This is a genomic window from Yersinia vastinensis, assembly GCF_902726565.1.
GTDB lineage: Bacteria > Pseudomonadota > Gammaproteobacteria > Enterobacterales > Enterobacteriaceae > Yersinia > Yersinia vastinensis.
The window spans coordinates 226,043-243,664 of sequence record NZ_CACVAF010000007.1 but is presented as its reverse complement, the minus strand read 5'-3'; the positions used below and the strand labels follow the sequence as shown (position 1 = coordinate 243,664).

The window sequence follows — 17,622 nt, the reverse complement described above, 5'->3', positions numbered from 1 at the left end:
TTCACTATAATGGCGCGCGTTTTCCCCTGTTGCGCCCAATGAAGTGCTGTTCCAGTCGCTTCGAAGACGAGAGAAACTTAGATTATGGAAATACTGCGTGGTTCGCCCGCTTTGTCGGCTTTTCGTATTACCAAACTGCTGTCCCGTTGTCAGGACGCTCATCTGCCGGTAGATGATATCTACGCTGAATATGTTCACTTTGCCGATGTCAGCGCCCCATTGAGCGCTGAAGAACACGCCAGACTCCAACGGCTGCTTCAATATGGGCCATCTCTCCCGGAACATGCGCCACAAGGGCGCTTACTTCTGGTTACTCCAAGGCCCGGAACCATTTCCCCGTGGTCTTCCAAAGCGACAGATATTGCACACAATTGTGCTTTACCGCAGGTTCTGCGTCTTGAGCGCGGTCTGGCTTTCTATATACAAGGCCCGGGCCTGAATGACAGCCAATGGCAACAATTGTCGGCGTTGCTGCATGACCGCATGATGGAAACGGTGTTTACCGATTTGCAGCAGGCTGAGCAGTTGTTCTCTCATCATCAGCCAGCCCCGGTACAGCGGGTCGATATTCTGACTCAGGGCCGCAGTGCATTAGAGCAGGCCAACATTAAATTGGGTCTGGCACTGGCACCGGATGAAATCGATTATCTGCTGACTGCTTTTACTGGCCTTGGGCGCAATCCGACAGATATTGAGCTGTACATGTTCGCACAGGCAAACTCCGAGCATTGCCGCCATAAGATTTTTAATGCGGACTGGATAATTGACGGTGTGAATCAGCCTAAGACACTGTTTAAGATGATCAAAAATACCTTTGAACACACACCGGATTACGTGCTGTCTGCTTATAAAGACAATGCGGCGGTCATGGAAGGTTCTCAGGTTGGACGTTTCTTTGCGGCACCAGAAAATGGTGTCTATGGCTACCATCAGGAAGCGGCACATATCTTGATGAAAGTAGAAACCCATAACCACCCAACAGCCATTTCACCGTGGCCGGGGGCGGCGACCGGCTCAGGTGGCGAAATCCGTGATGAAGGTGCTACCGGGCGTGGCGCTAAACCTAAAGCTGGATTGGTGGGTTTCTCCGTTTCTAACCTGCGTATTCCGGGCTTTGAACAGCCATGGGAAGAGAATTTCGGTAAGCCAGAACGCATTGTGACCGCGCTGGATATTATGACCGAAGGCCCACTAGGCGGTGCGGCATTTAATAACGAATTTGGTCGTCCTGCATTATTGGGCTATTTCCGTACCTATGAAGAGCGCGTCAATAGCCATAACGGTACCGAATTGCGTGGCTACCATAAGCCTATTATGTTGGCTGGTGGGATAGGTAATATCCGTGCTGATCATGTGCAAAAAGGTGAGATAGTCGTCGGTGCCAAGTTGGTGGTGCTTGGTGGGCCAGCGATGAATATTGGATTGGGCGGTGGTGCAGCTTCTTCCATGGCCTCCGGTCAGTCAGATGCGGATCTGGATTTTGCTTCAGTACAGCGCGATAACCCAGAAATGGAACGCCGTTGTCAGGAAGTGATCGACCGTTGCTGGCAGTTAGGCGATCACAACCCGATTCTGTTTATTCATGATGTCGGTGCGGGCGGTTTATCTAATGCCATGCCTGAGTTGGTCAGTGACGGTGGTCGCGGTGGTCGTTTTGAGCTGCGCGACATCCTTAACGATGAGCCGGGCATGAGTCCGTTGGAAGTGTGGTGCAACGAATCTCAAGAACGTTATGTTCTGGCAGTAGCTCCAGCACAGATGGCGCAATTTGATGAAATTTGCCGTCGCGAACGTGCGCCTTATGCTGTTATCGGTGAAGCCACCGAAGAAAAACATTTGACCTTGAATGACCGCCATTTCAACAATCAGCCCATTGATATGCCGCTGGATGTGCTATTAGGCAAAACGCCCAAAATGCTGCGTGATGTGACCCGCCTCCAGGCACAGGGTGAGGCGCTACAACGGGCTGAAATCAGTATTGCTGATGCAGTAAAACGTGTGATGCATTTGCCGGCGGTTGCTGAGAAAACCTTCTTGATAACCATCGGCGATCGCACTGTTACCGGCATGGTAACTCGCGACCAGATGGTCGGTCCGTGGCAGATTCCGGTCGCTGATTGTGCCGTCACCAGTGCCAGTTTGGACAGCTACTATGGCGAAGCCATGTCTCTGGGCGAACGTGCGCCAGTAGCCTTGCTGGACTTTGCGGCCTCTGCTCGTCTGGCTGTGGGTGAAGCGTTGACCAACATTGCGGCGACGCAAATTGGTGAACTCAAGCGCATCAAACTGTCGGCTAACTGGATGTCTGCTGCTGGGCACCCAGGTGAAGATGCCGGTTTGTATGACGCGGTGCGTGCTGTGGGTGAAGAATTATGCCCAGCGCTGGAAATCACCATCCCGGTGGGCAAAGACTCTATGTCGATGAAAACCCGCTGGCAGGAGGGCGATGAGCAGCGTGAAATGACTTCGCCGTTGTCTCTGGTAATCACGGCATTTGCTCGCGTCGAAGATGTGCGCCACACCGTCACGCCGCAATTGCGAACTGATAAGGGTGATAATGCGCTGCTGTTGATTGATTTAGGCGCAGGTCACAATGCTCTGGGGGCCACTGCCCTGACACAGGTTTATCGTCAGTTAGGGGATAAACCTGCTGATGTGCGTGATGTGCAACAGTTGGCTGGTTTCTTCAATGCGATGCAGCGTTTAGTGGCGGATCAGGCATTACTGGCCTATCACGACCGCTCCGATGGTGGTCTGCTGGTGACGTTGGCTGAAATGGCCTTTGCCGGTCATTGTGGCGTGCAAGCGGATATTCAGGCCTTGGGTGACGATGCATTGGCTGCGTTGTTTAATGAGGAACTGGGTGCTGTGATTCAAGTGCGTGCCGAGCAGCAAGCAGCAGTGGAAAAAGTGTTGGCAGAGCATGGTCTGGCAAACTGTATTCACTATCTGGGGCGTGCGGTTGAGGGGGATATCTTTGATATCCGCAGTGGCACCGAGGTGGTGTACAGCGAAAAACGCAGTACCCTGCGCTTGTGGTGGGCTGAAACCACTTGGCAAATGCAGCGTCTGCGCGATAACCCGGATTGTGCGGATCAGGAACATCTGGCGAAACAGGATGAAAGTGATCCTGGCCTGAATGTGAAGCTAACCTTTGATCCGTCTGAAGATATCGCCGCACCTTACATTATCAAGCAAGCGCGACCAAAAGTAGCGGTGCTGCGTGAGCAAGGGGTCAACTCGCACGTTGAGATGGCGGCGGCTTTCCACCGCGCTGGTTTTGATGCCGTTGACGTGCATATGAGTGACTTACTGGCAGGGCGCACGGATTTGCAATCCTTCCAGACCTTAGTGGCCTGTGGTGGTTTCTCTTACGGCGACGTATTAGGTGCAGGTGAAGGTTGGGCGAAGTCTATCCTGTTCAATACGCGTGTACGTGATGAGTTCGAAGCGTTCTTCCATCGCTCCGAAACGCTTGCGTTGGGGGTGTGTAACGGTTGCCAGATGATGTCTAATCTGCGTGATCTTATCCCCGGTGCTGAGCACTGGCCACGCTTTGTTCGCAACGTGTCTGATCGCTTTGAAGCGCGTTTCAGTCTGGTGGAAGTGGCGAATAGCCCATCACTGTTTATGCAGGATATGGCCGGTTCTCGTATGCCAATTGCGGTTTCACACGGTGAAGGGCAGGTTGAAGTTCGTGATGCGGCCCATTTGGCAACAATAGAGCAGAACAATCTGGTGGCATTGCGCTTTGTTAATAACCAAGGCGTAGTCACCGAGCAATACCCTGCTAACCCGAATGGTTCGGCTCATGGTATTACGGCCGTGACCAGTGCTAGCGGCCGTGCAACGGTTATGATGCCGCATCCTGAGCGTGTCTTCCGCACAGTCAGTCACTCTTGGCACCCAGAAGAGTGGGGCGAGGATAGCCCGTGGATGCGTATGTTCCGTAATGCGCGTAAGCAATTAGGCTAATTGAAAGAGGGGGCAATATGCCCCCTTAATCTCAAATAGCGGTATTGAATTATTTATAAAATGTTTATTGTCCGGGTTCGGGTCTTTGTCTCTTTTCTATTATCTGTAAGTTCAATAATGAGCTGGTATGTTCCCGGTTGAACACTGTTCATTTTTAACTTTACGTTCTTCTTATTATTGTTAATGTATCCGAAATCATTATCCATTTCCATGTCATTATTATTGATAATATATGCGTTGTAATTCAACATTCCCTGTGATTCCAATGTAAATGAAATTTCATACACCGCTGACTCTTTATTATAATATGAACCGGTAAACTCAATATCAAATTCGGGAAAACTATTATAGTTAATTAAAGTGTTCTGTTGTTGCTTTGCTGCTATCGTCAGTAAGTGGGCAATTTCAGTGGATACGGCGTTGTATATTTTAGTGCTACTACGGAGGTTATCAAAGCTGGATAAGGCTAAAGGAGAGAAAAGGATAACTGCGGGAAATAACAGGACCGTAATGTTTATCATGCTGTAGATTCCTTTGTATGACAGATTTATATTTTATTAATGAGGTTAATCCTCGCCAGTCGTATTTGTTAATGTCATATAGTAGGTTTTATCCGTATGTCTATGATTTGTATCTAATGAGGTAATAACTAATCGGTAGTCTCCGGCAGAAAAGTTTTCTAATGGCAATGTCATTCCCTTTGAACGGTTATTAATCAGTGTCGCGGTCTGCGCTTTTTCATTGTCATATTGATCGTATATATGAGCAGTAATCAATAAGTGCTCTTGGGTTGTCACCATTATTGGGATCTCACCGCGTTTATCCTTGAGCCAATAACTTGTTAGGATCCCATATACCGAAAAATTATCAGCAGCCGAACCCATGCTGATCAACTCTGGGTTTACGCGTGGGGTAGCCAATGGCTGGGTGGTGACGAAGGCGCTGACCACCAGTGCACTGGCCATGACGATAAAGTGGATTTTCATATGAGTGTTTCCCAGATGACAGGTCAGTGAAACGCCGAGACAGATACCGATGAAGCCCCTTTGTCATGGGCATAGTCGTTGTCGGTATTTTATTTTCTGCACTTTGGCGATCTTTTCATCAGAAACCAGAGTCAGGTCATTAGCGTGACTCATTTATAGAAGTGATTAAATCTCATAATTTATAACGTGATAATTATTTAAGCAGTGGTCAGCGGTGGGGAAGGGGCTGATAGTGAGGCTAAGGATAACTTTCATCGCCGTTTATTCTTTCCATCTCAACTTATTGATTTAAAATAACTATTTTTAATTGTCGGCAAATTGCGACAACAGGGATAAAGCCTGTCTCAAAAAGGAGACGTTTAATTAATTGATTTATATGGTTTTTATTTTATGTCAGGTTAGGTGTCGGGAAATAGCGACAAAATAGAGATGAATAACTCAAATTACTGAACATGATGCCAAAGTTAGTTTCCTGATAATATTTATTTTTATTTAAAATCATTGTGTTATATGATTTTTATGAAACTTGGCACGCTAACTGCATTATTACTATCAGTTGCTCATTCACTTTTTATGATAGTCCCGCTGTAAAGCGGAATATGCGCTTCATAAGCCACCGAATGATGCCTAAGACTGGTACCTATCGTCCACCTAAACCGATATCGTGTGAATACACTTTATCAAACATCGGACGACACGTTGAGTGAGGTGCCGCCTATGTCCTACTGTGATGAATGGTTCATCAATTTTGGACATGTCTGGATGCTATTCGTCTCATCCTCCCGATGATTGCCTTGGCTTCATCAAACTGGAGACGATGTTTAAGGGCATCCACATATTCTGCGACGGGGCAATTTATTGCCCCGTTGTCACATCTGATTACTGTTAAAGATAGATAAAGTTCTCCATTTTCGCTGCAACTTATTATAAAAGCAGGTCTGATGATGATTCTGACGATAATGGATAAATTATATTCATCAATTTAAAGCACTTTGCTCAACGCTAAGTGCTTTTTTTTTATCTCGACTCTGGGCATGTCAGCGTTAAATGAATCACAAGCATTGTAATCCTGACAGAGTCAGTTAGCATCACAACAGAATGATAGGTAATGAGATGATTTCGTTGAAAAGATGGCGTTTGTTCCCCCGTTCTTTACGTCAATTGGTGCTCATGGCGTTTCTGTTGGTGCTGCTCCCTTTATTGGTGCTGGCATATCAGGCGTATCAGAGCCTTGACCATTTAAGCACTCAGGCGGCTGATATTAATCGCACGACGCTGGCAGATGCACGGCGTAGTGAGGCGATGACCAGTATCGCGCTCGAAATGGAACGCAGTTATCGTCAATATTGTGTACTTGATGATGCAACATTGGCGAAGCTCTATCAGCATCAGCGTAAACAATATGCCCAAATGCTTGATGCTCATGCCTCTATTCTGCCCGATGTTCGTTATTACCAGACTTTACGTGACTTGTTGACACAACTTTCTGATATCCAATGTAAAAATAGTGGGCCAGAGCAAAATGCTTCTCTTTTATTAGAGCAGTTCTCTCGCTCAAATGCCGAAATGGTACAGGCCACCCGTGATGTGATTTTCTCCCGTGGGCAACAGTTACAAAAAGATATCGCCGAGCGCGGCCAATTCTTTGGTTGGCAATCCCTATTACTGTTTTTGGTGAGTGTGCTGCTGGTGGTGCTATTCACCCGTATGATTATCGGGCCGGTTAAAGGCATAGAACGAATGATTAACCGCTTGGGAGAAGGGCGGCCACTGGGTAATACGGCGTTATTTAAAGGGCCACGAGAGTTACGTTCATTAGCGCAGCGTATTATTTGGCTCAGTGAACGTTTAGCTTGGTTAGAATCGCAGCGCCACGAGTTTTTGCGCCATATATCCCATGAGTTGAAAACACCATTGGCCAGTATGCGTGAAGGAACGGAACTGCTTGCCGATGAAGTTGCCGGGCCATTAACTCAAGATCAAAAAGAGGTGGTCGCCATCCTCGACAATAGTAGCCGCCATCTACAATTATTAATTGAGCAATTATTGGACTATAACCGTAAATTAGCGGATGGCCCCGGTGAACTTGAAAATGTGGAACTACTTGAGATGGTCGAAGATGTGATTGCCGCGCACAGCCTACCAGCCCGAGCAAAGATGATTCGTACTGAGATGGATCTTCAGGCGGACATTTGTTGGGCAGATCCGACATTATTGATGCGGGTATTAGATAATCTCTACTCCAATGCGGTGCACTATGGCGAGGAATCCGGTACCATTTGGATCCGTAGCCGTCAGGTGAATAACCGCGTACAAATTGATATCGCTAATACTGGAGCGTCGATTCCGGTATCAGAAGAAACCATGATATTTGAGCCTTTTTTTCAGGGAAGCCATCAGCGAAAAGGGGCCGTCAAAGGCAGCGGGCTGGGTTTGAGTATTGCTCAAGACTGCATCAAACGTATGCAGGGCGACTTGCAATTGGTGTCTGTGGATTACGCCGCAGTTTGCTTCCGTATTGAATTGCCATTAACCGCCGAGAATGAATAACTAATGTACAAATGGTCTATGCGCAACATTATTAAAAAGACCGTCTTTTTATGTCCTACGCCAACGGTAACGGCAATGCCTATGGGCAGGCTTGGCATGGGTGTTTTTTGGCGAGCTTTATTGCTGGCCCCTCTATTACTTACCGGGTGTACGGATAACCCGGCCAGTAGCCGTTTTTCACAAGCGGTTCAGATGGTGATACCCGAAACTAAAATCGTTGATTACCGGACACTATCCTGTGATGTGCTGTGGGATCTCGATGATAAAGAGACACTTGAAAACTCCCTTTACTGGTTGCGGGCGATGGATTGTGCCGAGCGACTAGGCTCAACTCAAGCGCGCGCGCTGGCGAAAACATTATCGGTCGTAACGTGGTCTGCTGCCTTTAAACAGGGCATTTTGCTGAGTAGCTCTGAGCCTACGATTGCAGAGCGTCGCCAAGTGGTTGAGCGCTTGAACAGTTATAGCCAAAGCTTCCCTGGTGCGGTACGTCCACTGATTCAATTGTGGCGTGAGCAGCAAGTTCTGCGCATCTCCTTAGCGGAAGAACGCACGCGTTATCAGCGCTTACAAGAGGAGTCTGATGCTCAAATTGACCGGCTGCGAGAAAGTCAGGTTCGCTTGCAATACAATTTGCTGGATACCACTCGTAAGTTAGAAAACCTTACCGATATCGAACGCCAACTTTCATCGCGCAAGCAGTTACAAAATGAAATTCCTGAGACTGACGTGGATAGCAAGGCAGCAGCATCTGCGGTGCCTAAACCCGCCGAAGTCAAACCTCAACCAAAAGCGGAACCCGCTAAACCTGTTGAGGCTAAACCACTTGAAAGCAAAGCTGTAGAAAGTAAACCATCAGATACTAAGTCGGAAGTGAAGCCTGCTGAAAGTCAGCCAGCCGAGGTCAAACCTGCGGAGACTAAGCCAACTGAGGCCAAGCCTGCGGAAACCACACCGGCTGAGAATAAGCCAGTGGCGCCTCAAGTCGACAGCAAACCTGCGCCGCAACCGGTAGAGAAACCGGCTGATACCTATGCGCCGCCAGCCGTACCACCTACAGATGTCCCACCTGCGACGAATAAGGAATCTCATGACGCCACGCAAACCGGCCAATCTACTGCTGGTTGATGACGACCCCAGCTTACTTAAGCTGCTGGGAATGCGTTTAACCAGTGAAGGGTTTAATGTCACCACTGCGGAAAGTGGGCAGGAAGCATTGCGTCTGTTAATGCGTGAGAAGATTGATCTGGTTATCAGCGACTTGCGAATGGATGAAATGGACGGCATGGCGCTGTTCGCTGAAATTCAGAAGCATCAGCCCGGTATGCCGGTGATTATTTTGACTGCTCATGGCTCCATTCCTGATGCAGTGGCCGCCACACAGCAGGGGGTATTTAGCTTCCTAACCAAACCAGTGGATCGCGACGCTTTATATAAAGCAATTGATGCAGCGTTAGAACTGTCTATTCCTGCTGGTGATGATAGCTGGCGCGAAGAGATTGTGACTCGTAGCCCGGTGATGTTGCGTTTGCTCGAGCAGGCTAAAATGGTGGCGCAATCGGATGTCAGCGTGCTGATTAATGGGCAAAGCGGCACCGGTAAAGAAGTGCTGGCTCAAGCGATTCATGCCGCCAGTCCTCGGGCGAAAAAAGCCTTCATCGCGATCAACTGCGGTGCATTGCCGGAACAGTTGCTGGAATCTGAGTTATTCGGTCATGCCAAAGGGGCGTTTACTGGTGCGGTCAGTAGCCGTGAAGGGCTATTCCAGGCCGCAGAGGGTGGCACGCTATTCTTGGATGAAATTGGCGATATGCCGTTGTCTCTACAGGTAAAATTGTTGCGCGTATTGCAGGAACGCAAAGTGCGTCCATTAGGCAGTAACCGCGATTTAAGTATTGATGTGCGGGTGATTTCAGCCACTCACCGCGACTTACCAAAAGCGATGGCAAAGAATGAATTCCGTGAAGATCTCTACTATCGTTTGAATGTCGTGAATCTCAAAATCCCGGCGCTGCATGAGCGCGCAGAAGATATTCCGTTGTTGGCTAATCATTTGTTACGTGAGTCCGCCAAACGTCATAAGCCTTTTGTCCGTAGCTTCTCCACTGACGCCATGAAACGGCTGATGACCGCCAGTTGGCCGGGCAACGTGCGCCAGTTGGTGAACGTTATTGAACAATGTGTAGCATTAACCTCAGCCCCAGTTATCAGTGAAGCGTTGGTTGAGCAGGCATTGGAAGGGGAAAATACGGCATTACCGACCTTTGTAGAGGCGCGCAATCAATTTGAATTGAATTATTTGCGTAAACTATTACAAATCACCAAAGGTAATGTGACTCAGGCGGCTCGTATGGCCGGACGTAACCGGACCGAATTTTATAAATTGTTGTCACGCCATGAGCTAGATGCGAATGATTTTAAAGAATAATAATGGTTGTTAACCCACAGCCATTGTTCCCTGACAAAACAGAGTTTAAATACAAATGAGCAGAAAACTTTCCATTGCACTGGCCCAGTTGAATTGGCTGGTCGGTGATATCGAAGGCAACACTGAACGTATGTTGCAAACCTTGCATGAGCAGCAGAAGGCGGGGGCGGATCTGGTTATGTTCTCCGAGCTGGCGCTGTCCGGTTATCCGCCAGAAGATCTACTGTACCGTAATGATTTCTATCAACGCTGCGAGGCTCAGTTGGATCGTTTGCAGGCGGCAGCACAACACACGGCAGTGCTGGTTGGGCATCCATGGCGGGAAGAGGGCAATCTGTATAACGCGTTATCGCTGTTTGCTGACGGTAAATTGCAAGCGCGCTATTTCAAACAGCAATTACCGAATTACGGTGTGTTTGACGAAAAACGCTATTTCTCTGCTGGCCACGACACTTGTGTGGTGACACTAAAAGGTTATCGGTTAGGCCTGCTGATTTGTGAAGATCTTTGGTTCGATGGCCCGGTCGATGCGGCTAAAGCCGCAGGTGCGGAAATAGTATTATCGATCAATGCCTCGCCTTATAACCGAGAAAAACCGTATATCCGCAAAACGCTGATGGCAGCGCATTGCCAGCGTACCGGTTTGCCACTGGTGTATCTCAATCAGATTGGTGGGCAGGATGAGCTGATTTTTGATGGCTGCTCCAAAGTGTTTGATGCTGCAGGCAATATGACACATCGTTTGGCTGCTTTTGCTGAACAAACCACACTATTAGAATTCAATGAGTGTGAAGTGGTGCCGATGATGGCCCCCGCCGCAGAGTTACCACCACTGGCGCAAGTCTATGAAGCGCTGGTATTGGCGGTACGTGATTACGTTACAAAAAATGGCTTCAATGGCGCAGTTCTTGGCCTTTCCGGTGGGATTGATTCGGCACTGACACTGGCGATTGCGGTGGATGCGTTAGGTAAAGATAAAGTTCAGGCATTGATGATGCCGTTCCGTTACACCGCAGATATCAGTATTGCTGATGCCAAAGAAGAAGCAGAAATCCTAGGCATTGAATTTGATGTGCTCTCCATCGAGCCAATGTTTGATGCCTTTATGGGCCAATTATCACCGATGTTTGCTGGTACTGCGCGCGATACAACCGAAGAAAACCTTCAGGCGCGCTGCCGTGGTGTGGTGTTGATGGCCTTGTCGAATAAGCGCCGCAGTATTGTATTAACCACCGGTAACAAAAGCGAAATGGCCGTAGGCTATGCCACACTGTACGGTGATATGGCGGGGGGCTTTGACGTCCTGAAAGATGTGCCCAAAACGCTGGTCTTCAAATTATCCGAATATCGTAATACTGTTTCCTATGTGATTCCGCAACGGGTTATCACTCGCCCACCATCTGCGGAACTGGCTCCGGATCAGAAAGATGAGGATAGCCTGCCACCTTATGATATTTTGGACGCCATTCTCGAAGGGTATGTCGAGCAGGATAAGTCAGTTGCTGATTTGGTTGCTGACGGTTTTGATGAAGCTATCGTGCGTAAAGTCATCCGCCTGGTAGATATCAATGAATACAAACGGCGTCAGTCAGCTGTTGGGCCGCGTATCACCGCCCGCAATTTTGGCAAAGATAGACGCTATCCGATTACATCAGGCTTTGGCCGCAAGAATTGGTAAACAGGGATTCACCATGAAAAAAATTGACGCGATTATTAAGCCATTCAAACTCGATGATGTCCGCGAGGCACTGGCTGAAGTCGGTATCACCGGGATGACGGTAACCGAAGTGAAAGGTTTTGGTCGCCAGAAAGGGCATACCGAGTTGTACCGTGGTGCTGAGTATATGGTGGATTTCCTACCAAAGGTCAAAATTGAAATTGTTGTGGCTGACGATATCGTTGATACCTGTGTAGAAGCGATTATGCAAACTGCTCAGACCGGTAAAATCGGCGATGGTAAGATCTTTGTCTTTGATGTTTCACGCGTAGTGCGTATTCGTACTGGCGAACAGGATGAAGAAGCAATTTAATTGCCGTCCGTGATGCAGTAAAAAGCCCGTTTCGTTTTGCGACGAACGGGCTTTTTAACTTAAATTTCAGCGGCTTCAAGCATCATGGATTAAGCGGGAACAAATAGCCCTAACCAATAGAACAGGTTAAGCACAACACCGGCGATGATCACGGCCACCACAGGCGCGGCAATCTTCATAACCGGGCGACCAATAGCTTCATTGAGGAAGTAGAGCGCTGTCGTGATAGTGAAACCGGTATAACCGGCCATTTTGATCGATGCAAAAATAGCCCCGATCAACAGCGCATATTCCATCAACAAGTTCATCGCATTACGAATATTGTCGGAGGCATTACGCACTGAGGGGAAACGGCCCAGCCATTTGCCGATAGAGCGGAGCATCAACACTTCCAGCGATATGACTGCGGCACCAATTATTCCTGCTAGCAATGGGTTTGGCACCAAATAACCGACGACAAACACAAATGTAAAGCCTGCAACAGCATAGACACCCGTCGCCAGTGCGGTAGTGGCTATTAGCGGCACAAAGCCAAGGCCACGCATAAACTCGGCCAATGATGCCTGATGAATCAATGCAAGTGACTCTTCGGGTGTGATCCCCGGTGCGTAGGCTTTTGCTAGCGTGTAAATTGACACTTCGCTACCGCCGAAGATTTTCATACTGGCCACCGCTGAAATTAACCCACCGACAATGGCTAACATCGGCAAGTTTTTAATTATTCGCTGGGTTCGCTCTTCGAAAACAGAGTGCCCGCCTCCCCCTCCCAAGTGGGTTTTGGCTCGCAAATCTTGCGCGATGGCGATGCCAATAAGCAGAATCATCCCGACAAAAATTTCAATGGATTCTGGGAATAGCCCAGTAAAACGAGTAATCAGTAAGCGGGTCAGCAGGACGATGAACGCGGAAATAACCGCTGTTTTCCAGCCAAATTGATAAAAAATAGCGACCAGAGGAAACAAGGCAAAGGCGGAAATAACCGGGCTACTCAATTCCCCCAATGAACCGATAAAGTTCACCGGCAATGAGGTCAATGCGGTGTTCACCGCGGGTAAGCTGGTGAGGGCTAAAATTCCCCAAGCAGCACCTAGCGCAAAGGCCAGATAACTGTTGATAGCCAATACCCCAATGATATCTGTTGGCAGGAACAGTAACCAAGAGTTAAGTAAACCCGTGGAGAGGGTAAATGAGATACCCACGGAGGCAATAAAACCGACACTCAGGCCGAAGGCGATACTGCCCGCTTCACGGCGGCTCATATTTCCCTCCACCAATTGTGGAAGAATAGGGCGGATGCCATCATGAAATACGGCGACAGAACGGTGAGAAAGTAGGGCGGTCATTCCTGTCAGGAGGGCCACCACAACAATATGAATATAATCCACGGTGCTCCCCTTAGCGCAATTGCGTAATCAACAGTGGAATAGCATGTTCAATATGTTCGACTGACAAGCCAAACGCCACTTTCCCTTCAGTGACCCATTTTTCAATTTGCTCTGGTTTGGCTTTAATTCCAGGTTTGGCGATAGTGGCACTTTTGTTATAGCCGATAATCGCGATAGCCATTGATAATGCAGCTCCAGCCCCGGTATTACAGGCGCCGATATAATAATCCAACTGCCCTTCTTTCACTTTTAAAGCAGCATCCATATCCGAGAGAATAAAGGTTTCAAAAGTATTCGGTGCCGTCTGCTCAACCATTTCGCGTATTAACTCTCGTTGCAGCCCGGCAATGCCAATCTTCTTCATAATCACTTTCCTTGCGTATTGAAAAATTTATTAGGATTGTGGCGCAACATCATTTCCACCTGATGGTGGGAAAACCCTGCGGCCAATAACATGGGAACAAACGAATCAACTAAATAACTAAACCCGCTACCGCCATTGGCTTTTAAATGTGAGCGGCGAGTGATATCCATCGAAAGCATGACTTTATCCAATAATCCATGCTCAGCAAGCGTCACTAACATCGCAATGCGACGTTCGTCAGGAAAATAACTATTTTTACCGATGGTATCGAATTGAACATATACGCCCATATCGATCATTTTCATAATAAGATCTGGTTGCTCTTTCAGATCACAATGACCAATAACCACTTTATCGAGTGGGACCGCGTAGTGTTTAAGTAGGGCGATTTGTTCTAACCCCATGGTGCTGAAACTGGTATGGGTAGAAATAGGCAGGCCGGTTGCATGGTGAGCCAGTGCTGCGGCATGGAAGACTTTGGCCTCATCAGGGGTTACCACTCCCTCACTGGTACCGATTTCAGCAATTACGCCTGCTTTCAGTTCAGTGCCATCAATGCCAATTTCAACCTCATCAATCATGGTTCGCGCTAATTGTTGAGCGCTACTCTCGCGCACCATCGGCGGGTAAAAGCTGTCAGTGTAGTAACCGGTTGATGCAATGATATTTATGCCACTATCACGCATCAGATCTAATAAGAACTGGGGGTTGCGGCCCATATAACGGTTGGTTACTTCAACAATATTGACGACGCCTTTGCTGACTAATTCCCGCATTTCGTCACAGATGGGTTGATATTGGTCTAGTCGACAATCCAGATTATTTTTAAATCCGGATAAATCTATATGGAGATGTTCATGAGCATAGGTATATCCATTGGGATTGATCATCGGGCAGGCTCCGAAGAAAGTCAGTATACCCTTCATACTTCAATTTGCATGTGCGTTGGCTGCGCTCGATCACACGAATCACTTACTCAAGTAAGCTCATCGGAATTCATTCGCTTGCCGCCTTACTGCATTTAGAATTATTTGGGGTATATGTGAGCGTAATCTCACCCTCCCATCGACACTGTGACGATGGAAGGAGTATTCCATTGGTATTACTTACTTTTCTGACAACTGATTACCCTGACTGTCATAGCAGCCAAGTATGCGTGGGTTTCCACTTTTAATGCCATCAATCAAAACAACGTCACTGCGGGTCACAAATATCTGGGTGCGAAAACTCATGATCACCGGACTGCCGATGGGGAACTTCCCCTTCAACCGCAGACAGTAATCGATACTATCATCATCAATCGGTAATACTTTGCTTTGGCTAAATTGGTCATTATGCCAAACCAAGGCATTTTGCAAATGGCCGCGCCGGTAATAGCCACCACCAAAAAGATAGCTGTTATCAGCAAAATGATGGGAAATCTCAGACAGATAAAGCATGGAGATCTGTTCTGGCTGGTCGCCGTGCTGATTAGCTGGAATGGTGCCCGTGAGGGCATGTCCGGGCTCACTGTGGGTGATCCCCCATTGGGCCAATTGGGGCAGGGTGGTGCAACTGGTTGCTGAGGGGCCATTCACCTGCTCAATATTCACCCCTTGTGCCCGCAAAATATCTCGGGCGGCCAACAAAGTATGCATATTGGCGGTGGGCAGCGTTTGCTGTGATGGGCTGTCATACAGCATGCAGGGGAAATGTGTTACCCCAACTAATTTCACCGCTGGCATGTTGTCGATAGCGGCAATCACGACTGGTAGATTATCTAATTCGAAACCAGCCTCTTGCCCGGCATAGAGCAAATCGCCCGGTTGGCACACTTTCAACATGAGTGACTGGACCCTCTGTTGGCGAAGTGCTGCTTGAGATATTTCCAGCGCTTTTTCTAACGAGAAGACGGTAATAACATCGGGCTGCTGGCGGACTATTTCATCTATCATGCCAGAAGGCGGTTGTACCAAATGGCCGATGTGGGCAATCGGTAACCCATGGCGATAAAGCTGCCGCGCCTCTTTAAAATCGACAGCGACAATGCCTTGATAACCTGTGCCTTGGTAATGGCAAGCCAACAGGCGACGGCATAATTCAGGATTACGCCCGAACTGTTTACTCATCAGATACAGTTTTATCTGATAGTGGTTTGCTGTTTCCAGCAGTAAACGAGCATTAGCTTCAGTTTGTTCAACATCTATTACGTAGCTATCAGGATAGATTTTCCCTTGAAGCCAGAAAGAGATAGCCGCATTAATCAATTTAGTATTTTGTTTTAATAGTGTTTTTAAAAACATTTTATGTCCTGATTAGCTACGGCATAATTATTTTTATTAAATTATCATTATTTTGAATATTTATTATAAAGAGACCCTGATGTTGTATTTTCTATCACTATGCCCGATATATTTTATTTAACGCAACGTGGGCATATCACTGGAAAGGTATAGACCGTAAAGGTTCGCGAGTAAATATCCAATTTCATTTTCTGCTGGTTTTAGTGAAAAATAAGCCAATAGATCCTGATTTATCTCACGGATGTAGTGAATATCTTCGCTTTGAATAATTTCCGCTAGTATCGCTGGATCCAGTGCATGAATCTCTTCACCACGGCGGGTACGCATTAATGCACTCGCCAGATGGGTCATGGTCATGACGCCTTGGGAACTATGAACAGGTAACTGCCAAAAATGTTCTAACCGATTGATAACTTTGTCTAACCCTTGGCCGATATCAGGGTCAATAACCCCTGATTGGCACAAAATATTCAGTCGTGCATCAATACACATCTCCAAAGAGTAACCCCCAGAAAATAATTTGGCTTGCCGCCAGATGGCTATGATTAATAACGAGGTTCTCTCTCGCCATTCTGTACTGCTCGCTGGTGGTTCAGCAGTAACGTTTCATTAATGCCTTTTTCCAGTAGCAATTTAATTGGGTGATTATCAGGCCGGATGAGGATCACCGCCTGCGAAGCTTGAATATAGCGTTCATCGCCTTGTAGCTTGATGGCTTGCAAATGTTCATGAGGAATGTCGTCTGCCAGATTCCAAATGGCAGCATCAATATCGCCACGATTAATGTGTGCAATGCAGTCACTATAGGGTAATTCGACTATCTCGATAGGTTGCCCGGAAAATTTAATTTCAGTCAACAGACATTGGTCTGGTGAACGTGGATCCAATCCTACCCGGCGGATATTATGTTGTTCACCGCGGCGACAAATAAGTTGGTGACCGTCAACATAAGACCCACGGCCTAGATTCAGTGCGACGGTGACTTTCCCTTGATCTAGATAACTTTTTGCTGCCAGATGTGAGACGACCGCCATATCGTAAATACCGTCAATCAGGCATTCGATACGCACTTGCGCGCCACGCATATGAGCAAAATAAAGAGGAAGTAGAGTGAATTGTTCCCTTAAACCACTCGCCAGACCTTCATAAAGTTTGGTATAGGGCAGGGGCATAGCACAGACCATATTGCCCAAATCTGCCTGTTGCAGTAACAACGGCATATTCAGGTCAATAAGCAAAGTTCCATTCCGGCCCCGACGTTCAACAATAATCGCGCCATCCGCTTCCAGCACTTTTAATGCATGCTGAACGACACCAACAGAAATGCCGAAATCATCAGATAATTCATCGATAGTTTTAAGCCGATTGCCCGCGCACTCACCAATTAAATAGCGCGCCATGGACACCAATGCTAACCCTTCTTTTTTAATGAATTTCTTACTCATGGTAGGTCAATTCAGCCTTAATTCGCCCGACACTAAATGATGCCTCTGGGCAATAAACAATCAGGGGATAATTTTAGCCGTACGATTAATTTTCAGTTATATGAATATTTAGACATTCGTCTGAATATCTCATCGTGGCAATATTAAAGCAGGATATATGAGATCTAAATCACGTTC

The 17,622-nt window shown here is 47.5% G+C and carries 14 protein-coding genes; 6 read left to right on the top strand and 8 right to left on the bottom strand.

What is annotated here, in order from left to right; genetic code table 11:
* The first annotated feature begins 84 nt into the window (after positions 1–84).
* Complete coding sequence (gene purL / locus HUZ92_RS12880; protein WP_050100822.1) at positions 85–3,975, top strand: phosphoribosylformylglycinamidine synthase; 3,891 nt, start codon at positions 85–87, stop codon at positions 3,973–3,975.
* A 53-nt stretch (positions 3,976–4,028) separates the two neighbouring features.
* Here purL and HUZ92_RS12875 read toward each other — a convergent pair whose 3' ends face one another.
* Together HUZ92_RS12875 and HUZ92_RS12870 are read right to left on the bottom strand one after the other, a co-directional pair.
* Positions 4,029–4,496 carry a hypothetical protein gene (locus HUZ92_RS12875; protein WP_145579618.1) on the bottom strand — a complete coding sequence of 156 codons (468 nt, stop codon included), beginning with the start codon at positions 4,494–4,496 and terminating at the stop codon, positions 4,029–4,031.
* Positions 4,497–4,541: 45 nt separating this feature from the next.
* Positions 4,542–4,961 (bottom strand): hypothetical protein, encoded by a 420-nt coding sequence (locus HUZ92_RS12870; RefSeq protein ID WP_050100817.1) that lies wholly within the window; start codon positions 4,959–4,961, stop codon positions 4,542–4,544.
* Positions 4,962–6,074: 1,113 nt separating this feature from the next.
* On the opposite strand from HUZ92_RS12870, the gene HUZ92_RS12865 reads away from it, so the two are divergent.
* The 5 genes from HUZ92_RS12865 to glnB all read left to right on the top strand — a co-directional run bounded on the left by HUZ92_RS12865 (position 6,075) and on the right by glnB (position 11,969).
* A complete protein-coding gene (locus tag HUZ92_RS12865) occupies positions 6,075–7,511 on the top strand; it encodes a sensor histidine kinase (protein ID WP_050100812.1) in 1,437 nt (478 codons plus the stop codon).
* A gap of 75 nt (positions 7,512–7,586) precedes the next feature.
* Complete coding sequence (qseG, locus tag HUZ92_RS12860; protein ID WP_235896984.1) at positions 7,587–8,639, top strand: two-component system QseEF-associated lipoprotein QseG; 1,053 nt, start codon at positions 7,587–7,589, stop codon at positions 8,637–8,639.
* Positions 8,602–9,939, top strand: coding sequence for a two-component system response regulator GlrR (gene glrR, locus HUZ92_RS12855; RefSeq protein WP_050100809.1), 1,338 nt, complete (start codon positions 8,602–8,604; stop codon positions 9,937–9,939). The genes qseG and glrR overlap by 38 nt, the downstream gene beginning before the upstream one ends.
* Before the next feature lie 55 nt (positions 9,940–9,994).
* On the top strand, positions 9,995–11,617 hold the full coding sequence (locus tag HUZ92_RS12850) for an NAD+ synthase (protein ID WP_145579617.1): 1,623 nt from the start codon (positions 9,995–9,997) through the stop codon (positions 11,615–11,617).
* 13 nt (positions 11,618–11,630) lie between these two features.
* Positions 11,631–11,969, top strand: coding sequence for a nitrogen regulatory protein P-II (glnB, locus tag HUZ92_RS12845; RefSeq protein ID WP_002231018.1), 339 nt, complete (start codon positions 11,631–11,633; stop codon positions 11,967–11,969).
* Between the two features lie 89 nt (positions 11,970–12,058).
* Here glnB and HUZ92_RS12840 read toward each other — a convergent pair whose 3' ends face one another.
* The 6 genes from HUZ92_RS12840 to yhfZ form a co-directional block, all read right to left on the bottom strand.
* A complete protein-coding gene (locus HUZ92_RS12840; RefSeq protein WP_072086691.1) occupies positions 12,059–13,354 on the bottom strand; it encodes a YhfT family protein in 1,296 nt (431 codons plus the stop codon).
* A 10-nt stretch (positions 13,355–13,364) separates the two neighbouring features.
* The gene (locus HUZ92_RS12835) at positions 13,365–13,718 is read right to left on the bottom strand and encodes a DUF2620 domain-containing protein (protein ID WP_050100806.1); all 354 of its coding nucleotides are present in this window, start codon (positions 13,716–13,718) and stop codon (positions 13,365–13,367) included.
* Positions 13,719–13,720: 2 nt separating this feature from the next.
* A complete protein-coding gene (locus HUZ92_RS12830; RefSeq protein WP_050140666.1) occupies positions 13,721–14,608 on the bottom strand; it encodes a phosphotriesterase-related protein in 888 nt (295 codons plus the stop codon).
* Between the two features lie 216 nt (positions 14,609–14,824).
* The gene (locus HUZ92_RS12825; RefSeq protein WP_050140667.1) at positions 14,825–16,000 is read right to left on the bottom strand and encodes a YhfX family PLP-dependent enzyme; all 1,176 of its coding nucleotides are present in this window, start codon (positions 15,998–16,000) and stop codon (positions 14,825–14,827) included.
* 117 nt (positions 16,001–16,117) lie between these two features.
* Positions 16,118–16,498 carry a PRD domain-containing protein gene (locus HUZ92_RS12820; RefSeq protein WP_050295803.1) on the bottom strand — a complete coding sequence of 127 codons (381 nt, stop codon included), beginning with the start codon at positions 16,496–16,498 and terminating at the stop codon, positions 16,118–16,120.
* A gap of 47 nt (positions 16,499–16,545) precedes the next feature.
* A complete protein-coding gene (gene yhfZ, locus HUZ92_RS12815; RefSeq protein WP_050140668.1) occupies positions 16,546–17,445 on the bottom strand; it encodes a GntR family transcriptional regulator YhfZ in 900 nt (299 codons plus the stop codon).
* Between the last annotated feature and the right edge of the window lie 177 nt (positions 17,446–17,622).